We start from the raw sequence: 12,321 nt of genomic DNA, 5'->3' as shown, positions 1-12,321 counted from the left end.
AGGGACACGAAGCGGGTCAGGGAGCGACGCGGGTCAGGCGGGGCGACGCGAGTCAGGCGGACGCGGCGCGGGTCAGCCCTCGTCGGCCTCGCCGCGCTCCTTGATGAGCGCCGCCAGCTCGGCGGTGGCGCGACGGGCACGGGGCTTCTCCGAGCCCTGGATGCCCATCGCGCCGATCGTCCTGCCGTCGGAGAAGTCGATCTTCGGCCACGGGTCGCCGACGAGCAGCGTCACCTCGATGACCTCCGGCCAGGTGTAGTGGTGGGTGCGCACCGCGTTGACGATCGTCAGGCCCTCCTCGTCGGCCTCCACCCGCACCCGCCCGAGCAGGTGGAGGACGAACGCCACGGCGCAGGCGAACGCCACGATCGCCAGGCGGTCGGGCAGCTTGAACGGCTCGGCGATGAAGATCGCCATGGCGACCGCCCCCGCCACGACCACCGCGGCCGAGACGTACGCGACGAGGCGGCCACGGCTGGGACGCCAGGTGACGGGCAGGGACGGGGCGGGCACGGGCTCGCGGGCGGGTGCTGCGTCGGACACGGTCGAAACCTATCGCAGGTCAGCCGAGCTTCCTGATCAGGAGGGCGGTCTCCAGCGCCGCCACCGCCGACTCGTACCCCTTGTCCTCCTTGCTGCCCGGCAGGCCGGAGCGGTCGATCGCCTGGTCCAGCGTCTCGCAGGTCAGCACGCCGTTGCCGACGGGCGTGCCCTCGTCCAGCGAGACGCGGGTCAGCCCCGACGTCACCGAGTCGCAGACGTAGTCGAAGTGGGCCGTCTCGCCCCTGATGACCGCGCCCAGCGCCACCACCGCGTCGCAGCGGCGGGCCAGCGCCTGCGCGACCACCGGGATCTCCAGCGAGCCCGGCACCCGCACCACCGTGGCGCTCGCGCCGCTGTCGTCGCACGCCTGCAGGGCGCGCGCGACGAGCTGGTCGGTGATGCGCGCGTGCCAGCTCGCCGCGACCACGCCGACGGTCAGGCCCGCCGCGTCGGGCGCCGCCGCCCCCGGCCGTCCTTCCCCGCTCATGAAGCCTCCGAGATGTCGTGGCCGAGCCGCTCCCGCTTGGCCGTGAGATAGCGCTCGTTGTACGGGTTCATGGCGACCGGCATGGGCTCGCGCCCGAGGACCTTGATGCCGTAGCCGTCCATGCCCCTGAGCTTGGCCGGGTTGTTGGTGAGCAGCCGCACCGACTTCACGCCGAGGTCGGCGAGGATCTGCCCCGCGTTGGAGAACTCCCGCGCGTCCACGGGCAGGCCCAGCTCGAGGTTCGCGTCGACGGTGTCGCTGCCGTTGTCCTGCAGCCCGTACGCCTTGAGCTTGGCCAGCAGGCCGATGCCCCTGCCCTCGTGGCCGCGCAGGTAGACGACGACGCCGCGGCCCTCCTTGGCGATGGCCGCCATCGCGTGGTCGAGCTGCACGCCGCAGTCGCAGCGCAGCGAGCCGAACACGTCGCCGGTCAGGCACTCGGAGTGGGCCCTGACGAGGACGCCCTCGCCGTCGCCGAGGTCGCCGAGCACGAGCGCGACGTGCTCGCCGCCGTCGAGGTCGCTGGCGTAGCCGTAGGCGCGCCACATGCCGTACGCGTTGGGCAGCCGGGTCTCGGCCACCCTGGTGACCATGCTCTCGGCGCGGCGGCGGTGGTCGACGAGCTGCTCGATCGAGATCAGCGCGAGGCCGTGCTCGTCGGCGAACTCCCGCAGCCGCGGCAGCCTCGCCATGGTGCCGTCGTCGTTGACCACCTCGGCCAGCGCCCCGGCGGGCGACAGCCCGGCGAGCCTGGCGAGGTCGACGGCGGCCTCGGTGTGGCCGCGCCTGGCCAGCACTCCGCCCGCGCGGTAGCGGAGGGGGAAGATGTGACCGGGCCGCACCAGTTCCTCGGGCTCGGTCGCCGAGTCGGCGAGCGCGCGGATCGTCCTCGCGCGGTCGGCGGCGGAGATGCCGGTGGTGACGCCGTCGCGCGCGTCCACGGTGACCGTGTACGCCGTCCGCATGGCCTCCCTGTTCTGCGCCACCATGAGCGGCAGGCCCAGCCGGTCGAGCTCCTCGCCCTCCATCGCCACGCAGATCACGCCGCTGGTGTGCCTGATGGTGAAGCCGCACAGGTCGGGCGTGGCCTTGGCGGCCGCGAAGATAAGGTCGCCTTCGTTCTCCCTGTTCTCGTCGTCGACGACCACGACCGGGCGGCCGTTGCGGATGTCGTCGATCGCCCGCTCCACCGGGTCGAACACGGGCCTGTCCGAGGTGCCGTTCACTGGGCCACCGCCACGGTCGCGAGGGGCGACGTGCGGTACTCCCGCAGCCACTTGACGAACCCGGCGACGACGAGGACGAAGAACACCCCGTACACGGCGCCGGAGACGACCAGCCCGGAGCTGAACGCGAGCGGCACGCCGACGAGGTCCACGGCCACCCACACGACCCAGAAGTCGACGAGGGCCCTGCCCTGCGCCCAGGTGGCGACCGCGCTGCCGACGAAGATGTAGGCGTCGGCCGCGACCAGGAAGGCGCCCTTGGGCAGCGGCTCGTGGGCGCCCCACGACAGGCCCGTCACCCAGAACAGCAGACCGACGACGACGGTGCCCGCGAGGACGGCTCCGGCCAGCAGCAGGCGCTCCCACCACCAGGCGGGCCTGACGGCGAGCCGCGCGCCGTCCTGGGTGCCGCGCCGCCACGCCCACCAGCCGTAGACGGCCAGGCCGGCGAACATGGCCTGCTTGAGCGCGTTGCCGGTGATGTGCGCGTTGATCGAGGCGATGAACAGCAGCACCGAGCCGGCGAACTGCACCGGCCAGGTCCACATGGACTTGCGCATGGCGAGCAGGACGGTGGCCAGGGCGGCGACGTTGCCGACGAGGTCCGTCCACAGCACGGTGTGGCCGAACAGGGTGAATCCGGCGTTTGCCCAGTTCACGGCCTGACCACCAGCCTTTCCACGTACTTCGCGATCACGTCCACCTCGATGTTGACGACGTCGCCCACCCGGCGCTCGCCCATCGTGGTCAGCTTCAGCGTGGTGGGGATGAGGCTCACGCCGAAGCCGTCGTCGTCAACCGTCGTGACCGTCAGGCTGATTCCGTCGATCGCGATGGAGCCCTTCTCCGCGACGTACCGGCTGAGCGGCTCGGGGAGGGAGAAGCGCAGGTTGTCCCACCGCTCGCCGGGCTCGCGCGACCGCAGCACGGCGGTGCCGTCGACGTGGCCCTGCACGATGTGCCCGCCGAGGCGCTGGTCGGCCCGCACGGCACGTTCCAGGTTGACCGCCGACCCCTCGGCGAGCGCGCCGAGCGAGCTGCGGTCGAGCGTCTCCTTCATCACGTCCGCGGTGAAGACGTCGCCCGCGACGTCCACGACGGTCAGGCACACGCCGTTGACCGCGATGGAGTCGCCGTGGCGGGCGTCGGACGTCACGACGGGCCCGCGCACCGACAGCCGCGCGGAGTCGCCCGCCGGCTCGACGGCGACGACCTCGCCTTTCTCCTCGATGATTCCGGTGAACATCACTGCTCCCTGACTCGGTGGGGAGGCCGGGCGGTCAGCCGCAGGTCCGGCCCGATGGGGGTTACGTCGTCGAAGACCAGGCGGTGGATCCCGGAGACGCTGCGCACTCCGGCCGGGCCGAGCGCCGCGCGGCCAGAGCCGAGGAAGGCGGGCGCGAGGTAGGCGACCACGCGGTCCACCAGGCCGTGCCGCATGAACGACCCGGCCAGGGTGGGCCCGCCCTCCAGGAACACGCTGACGACGTCCCTGGCGGCCAGTTCGCGCAGCAGGGCCTCCAGGTCGAGGCCGCCGTCGCGGCGCGGCAGGCGCAGCAGGTCGGCGTCGAGCGCGGCGGGCGCGTCCTCGGCGACGGCCACGAGCGTGGGCGCCTGGCCGTCGAGCACCCTGGCGGTGGGCGGGGTCCGCGCGTCGGAGTCGACCACGACGCGCAGCGGCACGCGCCGCGCGGAGGGCGGGCGCGGGCCGTCGGGCAGTCCGTGGGGCAGGCCCTGGCGCCCGGTCAGGCGCGGGTCGTCCGGGCATGGGTCGTCCGGGCGCGGGTCGTCCGGACGCGGGTCCTGGGGCGGCGCGGGGCGCGCGGTCAGGCGCGGGTCGTCGGCCAGGACGGTGCCGATGCCCGCCATGACGGCGTCGCTGGCGGCCCGCAGGCGGTGGACGTCGGCCCTGGCCTCGGGCGAGGTGATCCACTGGCTGGTGCCGTCCTCGGCGGCGGAGCGGCCGTCGAGGGTGGCGGCGAGCTTCCAGGTGACGTGGGGACGGCCCAGCCTGGCGTAGGTGAGCCACTCCTCGTTGACCCGTTCCGCCTCGGCCTCGAGCACCCCGACGCGCACCTCGACCCCCGCGGCGCGCAGCCGTTCCGCGCCGCCCGCCGCCTTCGGCGTGGGGTCGGGCACGGCGACCACGACGCGGGACACGCCCGCCCGCAGCAGCGCCCCGCTGCAGGGGCCGGTCCTGCCGGTGTGGTCGCAGGGTTCGAGCGTGACGTACGCGGTGCCGCCGCGGGCGCGCTCGCCCGCCTGCTCCAGCGCCACGACCTCGGCGTGGGGTCCGCCCGCGAAGGCGTGGAACCCCTCACCGGCGACCTGTCCCGCGGCGTCGAGCACGACGCAGCCGACGACCGGGTTGGGGCTGGTGGCGCCGTGTCCGCGCGCGGCGAGTTCGACGGCGCGCGCCATGTGCGCGGCGTCGGGTTCGGGTGTCTCCGCCACCCCGGGCCTCCTCCTCACCAGTGGCTGGTCGCCACGGGGGCCCCGGGGGGTTCTCGGGTGCGGGCACGCACCACGACAGGCGTCCGGCGGGACGCCGGACACCTCGCGCGCTTCCTCCCATCCGGACTTTAACCGTCGGTCCCGGAATTCCACCGGGTCAACCGGCCGATGGCATCGGCCGGGTCGCGGACTGTCACCGCCGGTTCGGACTTTCACCGACCCCGGAGCACGCTAGCTCTTCTCCTCCCCAGTGTGCCATGTCCGATTCGCCGGACGCGACAGCCCCCGGCCGATCGATCTCCGGGGGCGGCGCGCCCGCGCGGGGAAGGGCGGCCCGGGGCGCGGGCGCGGCGCCTGCTGCGGGCGTGGGGCGGCCTGGCGCGCGCTTGGGCGATCGAGGCCGGTTAGGGCGATCGGGGCCGGTTAGGGCGATCGGGGCCCGCTTGGGCGGTGGGGGCCCGCTTGGGCGGCGGGTCAGGCGGCGGTGATGCGGTGGGCGCGGCGGGCGGACGGGCTGTAGCGGACCTGCGCCGGCACCAGGCCCAGCCCGGTGTGCAGGGTGCGCAGCGTCGCCGTCGCCCACAGGTCGCCGACCGGCGTCGCCGGCAGCCCGTACAGGCGCCTGGCCCAGCGGGGCAGGGTGGCGAACGCGAGCAGCGTCAGCGCGGGCAGCGCGGGACGCAGCGGCGTCAGCAGCAGCGGGAGCGGCGCGTTGAGCGACAGCCGCAGCGGGTGGGAGGCTTCGGGGACGAACCGCAGCCCGGGGCGTTCCTCCCGGATGTACGCCTCCAGCTCCGCCACCGACCCCGGCACCTCGTCACGGCTCAGCCCCACCACCTCGGCGGCCTCGCGCCACTCGGCGACGAACCTGTCGGCGTCGGCGTCGGACAGCCCGACGCCGGCCCGGCGGGCGACGGTGAGGTACGAGTCCACCTCGCCGACGTGGACCCAGCGCAGGGCGGGCGGGTCGTCGAGGCGGTAGTGCTCGCCGGAGTCGGGGTCGTACGCGGTCAGCGAGGCGTGGATCCTGCGGACTCTCCGTCCGGCGCGGGCGACCTCCGCGGTGGTGCCGTACGTGCGGACGCGGACGAACTCGGTCGTGCGAACGAACCGGGCCCATGCTTCGTTGGGGTCCATGAGGGTGGAGTTCTGCAGCACCCCGCGCATGGCCCGGGGGTGCAGGCCCTGCATCAGCAGGGCGCGGATGCCGCCGACCAGGAGGATCGGCTCGCCCATGACGCGCCAGGTCACCGATCCCGGGCCGAAGATCCCGTGGTCGTCCATAAGTAAGTGATTACCCAGGTGGCCGACCGCCATGTCACGAACGTGTCTTGGTTGTGCATAAATTCCGTGATTAACCGGCTTACACCGTGCTTCATACTCCCAGGCCAGGCACCACGGTGACAAGAGATTTATCAGCACAAGCTGATGGACTTTGCGCACCAAAATCGAGAAATAACCGCAAACTGTTGCTTGCACGCAAGATGGCCTGCAAACCTGCCATCAGGTCGGAAACATCCTGATTTGCTTGTTTGCTTGGAGCCCCATCTACATGACGACACCGACGTCCACAGCACCCGCGGTCGACGCGACGTCCGTGACCGAGACCCAGGAGGCCGTCGGCCGCTCACCGGGCCAGCTCATGTGGCTCCGCTTCCGGCGCGACCGCACCGGGGTGATCTCCGCCATCATCGTGATCTTCTTCTTCCTGGTCGCGATCCTCGCGCCGGTCATCGCGGCCGTCTACGGTAAGAACCCGTACACGCTGTACGGCCAGGACATCCCGGGCCTGCTCAACGACTACGGCTACCCGGTCGCGCCGAACGGCGGCATCAGCTCCGAGTACTGGTTCGGACTGGAGCCGAGCCTCGGCCGTGACGTGTTCACCCAGCTCGTCTACGGCATCAGGACGTCGCTGGGCATCGCGGTCGTCGCGACGATCATCATGACCGTGCTCGGCATCGTCATCGGCATCGTCGCCGGCTACGCCGGAGGCAAGACCGACTACTTCGTCGGCCGCGTCATCGACCTGACGCTGTCGTTCCCCCAGACGCTGTTCATCATCGCGTTCATGCCCGTCGTGGACAGCATCCTGGTGGCCTCCAACGAGGAGCCCCCCGTGTGGCTCCGGGCGGTGTCGCTGACCATCATGCTCACCGCGTTCGGCTGGGCCGGCCTGGCACGTCTCCTGCGCGGCCAGGTGCTGTCGTTGCGTACCCGCGAGTTCGTGGAGGCGGCGAAGGTGACCGGGGCCTCCCCCGCCCGGATCGTCTTCAAGGAGCTGCTGCCCAACCTGTGGACGCCGATCCTCATCCAGTCCACTCTCCTCCTCCCGGCCATGGTGACCGCCGAGGCGGGCCTGTCCTTCCTCGGGGTCGGCATGGGCGAGCTCGTGCCCGACTGGGGCCGGATGTTCCTGCGGGCCACGCAGGTCTACCGCAACGACATCACCTACCTCATCTTCCCCGGCGTCGCCCTGCTGGTCTTCGTCGTCGCCTTCAACCTGCTCGGCGACTCCATCCGCGACGCCTTCGACCCCAAGATCAAGCGCTAGAGGAGAGAAATGAACATCCGGAGACGGTCGGCTTTCGCGCTGCTCGCCGCGGCGTCGATGGCCCTGGTGGGCGCGTGCGCCCCCGGCAACGCCGGCGCGCCCGCGGGCGCTCCGAGCGCCGGCGCCTCGTCCGCGGCCCCCGCCGCGGCCCCGTACAAGCCCGCCGTGATCACCCTCGGCACCGCCGAGGACTCCAAGGGCCCGGCCATCGCCCCGGAGGGCGTCGTCAAGGGCGGCACGGTCACCATGATCGACCGTGACGACTACGCGCACCTCGACCCGGCGCAGGTGTACGTCAACACCGACGCCAACATGGGCCTGCTCCTCAACCGCGGCCTGACCGGCTACAAGCGCATCGCCAAGGGCGAGTACAAGCTGGTCGGCGACCTCGCCACCGACGCGGGCACCCCCTCCGACGGCGGCAAGACCTGGACCTTCACCCTCAAGGACGGCGTGAAGTGGCAGGACGGGGCCCCGATCACCTCCGCCGACGTCAAGTGGACGATCGAGCGGATGTTCGCCCCCTTCGTCACCTTCGGCCCGAGCTACATCCAGCAGTGGCTGACGGAGGAGGACTACAAGAAGGCCTACAAGGGCCCGTACGACGGCAAGGAGCTCGACAACATCGAGACTCCTGACGACAAGACGATCGTCTTCAAGTTCAAGACGCCGCACGCCGACGCCAACTACGCCTTCGCGATGGCCGGCTACAGCATCGTGCCCAAGGCCAAGGACACGAAGGAGAAGTACGACCAGGGGCCCGTCTCCTCCGGTCCGTACATCATCAAGTCGCACGTCGTGGACAAGTCGTACGAGCTGGTGCGCAACCCGAACTGGGACCCCAACACCGACCCGATCCGCGGCGCGTACCCCGACGTGTGGAAGCTGGAGTTCGGCCAGGAGGCCCTCCAGATCACCGACCGTCTCGTGGCCGACTCCGGCCCCGACCAGACCGCGTTCACCTTCTACGCGGCGGTGCCGCCGGAGCGCCTGCAGCAGGTGCTCGACGACCCGAACCTGGCCGACCGGCGCATGATCAGCCCGTCGCCGTACGGCAACTACTACTACTTCAACCTCGACCGGGTGAAGGACCAGAAGGTCCGCCAGGCCGTCAACTTCGCCTGGCCGTCGAAGCAGATCCAGCAGACGCTGGGCGGCCCCAACGCCGCGGCCCTGCCCACGACGATCCTCAACGAGAACACGACCGTCGGCTACGAGCCGTACGACCTGTTCGAGAAGACGACCAAGCCCGAGGGCGACATCGAGAAGGCCAAGCAGCTCCTGGCCGAGTCGGGCAACCCGAACCCGACCATCGTGTACGCCTACAACCAGACGCCCGTCCAGGAGCAGGTCACCGTGGTGATCAAGAACGCCCTGGAGAAGGCCGGCATCAAGGTCGTCGCCAAGCCGCTCGACCGCAAGACGTACTACGACTCGATCAGCCAGACCAAGAACGAGTTCGACCTGTACTGGGGCGGCTGGGGCGCCGACTGGCCGTCCGGCTCGACCGTGATGCCGATCATCTTCGGCCCGGTGTCCGACGGTGGCCAGAACATGTCCCACCTCAACACCCCTGAGCTGAGCGCGAAGATGAAGGAGATCTCCGAGAACCCCGACATCGACGCCGCGAACAAGGCGTGGATGGCCCTGGACAAGGAGGTCCAGGAGAAGTACACGCCGCTGGTGGTCGCCGAGAACCGGATCGCGACCACCCTCCACGGCTCCAAGGTGGGTGGCGCCGAGATCGACCCGCAGCAGTGGGTCGTCTCGCCGAACACCATCTTCGTGAAGAAGTAGTGCCGCTGCTCCGGGCGCCCCGCATGGCGCCCGGAGCACCCTCTTGGAGATCCCGTGCTTCGATTCCTCATCCGCCGCACCCTGGCCGCCGCGGTCATCCTGATGATCATCTCGGCGGTGACCTTCCTGCTCTTCTACGCGATCCCAGCCGACCCGGCCAGGCTCGCCTGCGGCAAGGTCTGCCCGCCGGAGACCCTCGCGCAGGCCCGCCACAACCTGGGCATCGACAAGCCGCTGATGGTGCAGTTCGTCTCGTGGGTGGTGGCCATCTTCGTCGGCCGCGACTACGAGGGGCTCGGCCACTGCCCGGCGCCCTGCCTCGGCTACTCGTTCGTGAACCGGCAGCCGGTGTTCGACACCATCATCGACCGCCTGCCCGCCACGCTCGCGCTGACCGTCGGCGCCGCCGTGATCTTCCTGCTGTTCGGCGTGGCCACCGGCGTCATCGCCGCGCTGCGCCAGGGCAAGGCGCTCGACAAGATCGCGAGCGTGTCGTCGCTGATCGGCGCCTCGGTGCAGATCTACTTCGTCGGCACCCTGCTGATGTACTTCTTCGTGTACCAGCTGCACGTCTTCGCCCAGCCGAAGTACATACCGATCACCGAGGACCCGGTCGGCTGGTTCTCGGGGCTGCTGCTGCCCTGGATCGTGCTCGCGATCATCTTCACCGCGAACTACACGAGGATGACCCGCTCCACCATGGTGGAGACCCTGAGCGAGGACTACGTCAGGACCGCGAGGGCCAAGGGCATGTCCGGCGCCAGCGTCGTCCTGCGTTTCGCGCTGCGCGGCACGCTCACGCCGATCGTCACCATCTTCGGCGTCGACCTGGGCACCCTGATCGGCGGCGCCATCATCACCGAGACCACCTTCGGCCTCCAGGGGCTCGGCCGCCTGTCGCTCAACGCCGTCAACAACTCCGACCTGCCCCTGCTGATGGCGGTCGTCCTCGTCGCCGCCGCCGCGATCGTGGTGATGAACGTCGTCGTGGACGCCCTGTACGCCGTCATCGACCCACGCGTGAGGCTGAGCTGATGTATCTCGAGGTCAACGAGCTGACCGTCGACTTCCACACCGAGGACGGCGTCGTGCACGCCGTGGACGGGCTGTCGTTCGGCATCGAGCGCGGCACCACGCTCGGCATCGTGGGCGAGTCCGGCTCCGGCAAGTCGGTGACGAACCTGGCCGTGCTCGGCCTGCACAACCCCGAGACCGCCAAGATCTCCGGCAGCATCATGTTCGACGGGCAGCAACTGCTCGGCGCGCCCCGCTCCACCATGGAGAAGCTGCGCGGCAACAAGATCGCGATGATCTTCCAGGACCCGCTGACGTCGCTGTCGCCGTACCACACGGTGGGCGCGCAGATCGCCGAGGTCTACCGCAAGCACCGCGGCGTGTCCAAGTCCGTCGCGAGGGACCGGGCCATCGAGATGCTCGACCGCGTCGGCATCCCCCAGCCCAAGATCCGCGTGGACGACTACCCGCACCAGTTCTCCGGCGGCATGCGCCAGCGCGCGATGATCGCCATGGCGCTGGTGTGCGACCCCGGCCTGCTCATCGCCGACGAGCCCACCACCGCCCTCGACGTGACCGTCCAGGCGCAGATCCTCGACCTGCTGCGCGAGCTGCAGGAGCAGACCGGCACCGCGATCATCCTGATCACCCACGACCTCGGCGTGGTCGCCCAGACCGCCCACGACGTGCTCGTCATGTACGCCGGCCGGGCCGTGGAACGCGGCACCATGCCCGAGGTGCTGCGCGAGCCGCGCCACCCGTACACGTGGGGCCTGCTCGGCTCCATGCCGACCCTGAACAGGCCCGTCGACCTGCCGCTCCACCCCGTGCGCGGCACGCCGCCGAGCCTGATCAACGTGCCGTCCGGCTGCCCGTTCCACCCTCGCTGCGACTACATGAAGCTGCTCGGCCCCGAGGTGTGCAAGGGAGAGCGTCCCGAACTGGCCCCCCACCGCGGGCACGGCGACGCCTGCTACCTGTCGCCCAGCCAGAAGGCCGAACTGCGCGCACGACCCGCGGAGGAGACCAAGTGAGCGAGAAGCTGCTGGAGCTGTCCGGCCTGGAGAAGCACTTCCCGGTCAGGGGCGGCACGCTGATCAAGCGGCAGATCGGCGCCGTCCACGCCGTGGACGGCGTCGACCTGGTCGTCCACGCCGGCGAGTCGCTCGGCCTGGTCGGCGAGTCGGGCTGCGGCAAGTCCACCACCGGCCGGCTGGCCGCCCGCCTGCTGGAGCCGACCAGCGGCAAGATCGTCTACAACGGTCAGGACATCACGCACGCCGGCCGCAAGGAGCTCAAGCCGATCCGGCCCGAGATCCAGATGGTCTTCCAGGACCCGTACTCGTCGCTCAACCCCCGCCACACCGTGGGCTCGATCATCCGCGGCCCGATGGACATCCACGGCATCAACCCGCCCGGCGGCAGGGAGGCCAGGGCCAGGGAGCTGCTGGAGATCGTCGGACTCAACCCGGAGCACTACAACCGCTTCCCGCACGAGTTCTCCGGCGGCCAGCGCCAGCGCATCGGCGTCGCCCGCGCGCTCGCCCTCCAGCCCAAGCTGATCATCGCGGACGAGCCCGTCTCCGCCCTGGACGTGTCGATCCAGGCCCAGGTGATCAACCTGCTGCAGCGGCTGCAGGAGGAGATGGGCATCGCGTTCCTGTTCATCGCCCACGACCTGGCCGTCGTCAGGCACTTCTCCCAGCGCGTCGCGGTCATGTACCTCGGCAAGATCGTGGAGATCGCCGACCGCGACTCCCTGTACCAGCGGCCCCGGCACCCGTACACGCACGCCCTGCTCTCGGCCGTGCCCGAGGCCGACCTCGACGCACCGCCGCGCGAGCGCATCCGGCTCGCCGGGGACGTCCCCTCGCCGATCGACCCGCCGTCCGGGTGCCGGTTCCGTACGCGCTGCTGGAAGGCGCAGGACAAATGCGCCACCGAGGAGCCGCCGCTGGTCCGCCTCGACGGGAACCGGGAGGGCCACCTGACGGCCTGCCACTTCCCCGAGGAGCCGACGGTGCAGGGCGACGACATCGTGCTGGACCCGGCCCTCGCCTGACGGCCGCTGCCCGGCCTCACGGCCCGCACCCCCCTGCTCGCGCGCCTCGCGACCGGCGCGGCACAGGCCCGCCCCCCTGCTCGCGCGCCTCGCGATCGCGCCCTCGCCCGCCGTACTCTCCCGACGCCCGACCGCCCCACGGCGGCCGGGCGTCCGCGTTTCCCGGCGGACCGTCTTCATCGGG

Annotated in this window: 12 protein-coding genes and 1 riboswitch; of the genes, 5 read left to right on the top strand and 7 right to left on the bottom strand. The window is 71.0% G+C overall.

What is annotated here, in order from left to right:
• Positions 1-72: 72 nt before the first annotated feature.
• The 7 genes from BMX74_RS10455 to BMX74_RS10425 all read right to left on the bottom strand — a co-directional run bounded on the left by BMX74_RS10455 (position 73) and on the right by BMX74_RS10425 (position 5,994).
• The gene (locus tag BMX74_RS10455) at positions 73-543 is read right to left on the bottom strand and encodes a PH domain-containing protein (protein WP_177227302.1); all 471 of its coding nucleotides are present in this window, start codon (positions 541-543) and stop codon (positions 73-75) included.
• Between the two features lie 19 nt (positions 544-562).
• A complete protein-coding gene (gene ribH / locus BMX74_RS10450) occupies positions 563-1,030 on the bottom strand; it encodes a 6,7-dimethyl-8-ribityllumazine synthase (protein ID WP_055503101.1) in 468 nt (155 codons plus the stop codon).
• Positions 1,027-2,256 (bottom strand): bifunctional 3,4-dihydroxy-2-butanone-4-phosphate synthase/GTP cyclohydrolase II, encoded by a 1,230-nt coding sequence (locus tag BMX74_RS10445; RefSeq protein WP_055503102.1) that lies wholly within the window; start codon positions 2,254-2,256, stop codon positions 1,027-1,029. The genes ribH and BMX74_RS10445 overlap by 4 nt, the downstream gene beginning before the upstream one ends.
• Positions 2,253-2,915: a nicotinamide mononucleotide transporter family protein gene (locus tag BMX74_RS10440; protein WP_055503103.1), complete on the bottom strand. Its 663-nt coding sequence runs from the start codon at positions 2,913-2,915 to the stop codon at positions 2,253-2,255. Before BMX74_RS10440 ends, BMX74_RS10445 begins: the two co-directional genes overlap by 4 nt.
• Positions 2,912-3,502: a riboflavin synthase gene (locus BMX74_RS10435; protein WP_055503104.1), complete on the bottom strand. Its 591-nt coding sequence runs from the start codon at positions 3,500-3,502 to the stop codon at positions 2,912-2,914. The genes BMX74_RS10440 and BMX74_RS10435 overlap by 4 nt, the downstream gene beginning before the upstream one ends.
• On the bottom strand, positions 3,502-4,710 hold the full coding sequence (gene ribD / locus BMX74_RS10430) for a bifunctional diaminohydroxyphosphoribosylaminopyrimidine deaminase/5-amino-6-(5-phosphoribosylamino)uracil reductase RibD (RefSeq protein WP_256256863.1): 1,209 nt from the start codon (positions 4,708-4,710) through the stop codon (positions 3,502-3,504). Before ribD ends, BMX74_RS10435 begins: the two co-directional genes overlap by 1 nt.
• A 103-nt stretch (positions 4,711-4,813) precedes the next feature.
• Positions 4,814-4,944, bottom strand: a riboswitch (FMN riboswitch).
• A gap of 240 nt (positions 4,945-5,184) precedes the next feature.
• A complete protein-coding gene (locus BMX74_RS10425; RefSeq protein ID WP_055503105.1) occupies positions 5,185-5,994 on the bottom strand; it encodes an oxygenase MpaB family protein in 810 nt (269 codons plus the stop codon).
• Between the two features lie 268 nt (positions 5,995-6,262).
• Between BMX74_RS10425 and BMX74_RS10420 the strand changes: the two genes are divergently transcribed.
• From BMX74_RS10420 to BMX74_RS10400, 5 genes are read left to right on the top strand one after another with little or no spacing between them, the layout of a single operon-like run.
• Entirely contained in the window at positions 6,263-7,264 is a 1,002-nt protein-coding gene (locus BMX74_RS10420; RefSeq protein ID WP_055503106.1) for an ABC transporter permease, read from the top strand.
• A 9-nt stretch (positions 7,265-7,273) separates the two neighbouring features.
• Positions 7,274-9,061 carry an ABC transporter substrate-binding protein gene (locus tag BMX74_RS10415; protein WP_091099903.1) on the top strand — a complete coding sequence of 596 codons (1,788 nt, stop codon included), beginning with the start codon at positions 7,274-7,276 and terminating at the stop codon, positions 9,059-9,061.
• A 54-nt stretch (positions 9,062-9,115) separates the two neighbouring features.
• Positions 9,116-10,096 (top strand): ABC transporter permease, encoded by a 981-nt coding sequence (locus tag BMX74_RS10410; protein WP_055503108.1) that lies wholly within the window; start codon positions 9,116-9,118, stop codon positions 10,094-10,096.
• Complete coding sequence (locus tag BMX74_RS10405) at positions 10,096-11,109, top strand: ABC transporter ATP-binding protein (RefSeq protein WP_055503109.1); 1,014 nt, start codon at positions 10,096-10,098, stop codon at positions 11,107-11,109. The genes BMX74_RS10410 and BMX74_RS10405 overlap by 1 nt, the downstream gene beginning before the upstream one ends.
• Positions 11,106-12,137, top strand: a complete 1,032-nt coding sequence (locus tag BMX74_RS10400) for an ABC transporter ATP-binding protein (protein WP_218153929.1) — start codon at positions 11,106-11,108, stop codon at positions 12,135-12,137. The genes BMX74_RS10405 and BMX74_RS10400 overlap by 4 nt, the downstream gene beginning before the upstream one ends.
• Positions 12,138-12,321: the final 184 nt, after the last annotated feature.

The organism is Nonomuraea pusilla, assembly GCF_900109355.1.
Lineage (GTDB): Bacteria > Actinomycetota > Actinomycetes > Streptosporangiales > Streptosporangiaceae > Nonomuraea > Nonomuraea pusilla.
This window is presented reverse-complemented; position numbering and strand designations above follow the sequence as displayed.

What these genes read in the sequence shown, in the direction of transcription:
- ribH (WP_055503101.1), bottom strand. Translation starts at nt 1,030, where the DNA reads ATGAGCGGGGAAGGACGGCCGGGGGCGGCGGCGCCCGACGCGGCGGGC.
- BMX74_RS10435 (WP_055503104.1), bottom strand. Translation starts at nt 3,502, where the DNA reads ATGTTCACCGGAATCATCGAGGAGAAAGGCGAGGTCGTCGCCGTCGAG.
- BMX74_RS10425 (WP_055503105.1), bottom strand. Translation starts at nt 5,994, where the DNA reads ATGGACGACCACGGGATCTTCGGCCCGGGATCGGTGACCTGGCGCGTC.
- BMX74_RS10415 (WP_091099903.1), top strand. Translation starts at nt 7,274, where the DNA reads ATGAACATCCGGAGACGGTCGGCTTTCGCGCTGCTCGCCGCGGCGTCG.
- BMX74_RS10420 (WP_055503106.1), top strand. Translation starts at nt 6,263, where the DNA reads ATGACGACACCGACGTCCACAGCACCCGCGGTCGACGCGACGTCCGTG.
- BMX74_RS10405 (WP_055503109.1), top strand. Translation starts at nt 10,096, where the DNA reads ATGTATCTCGAGGTCAACGAGCTGACCGTCGACTTCCACACCGAGGAC.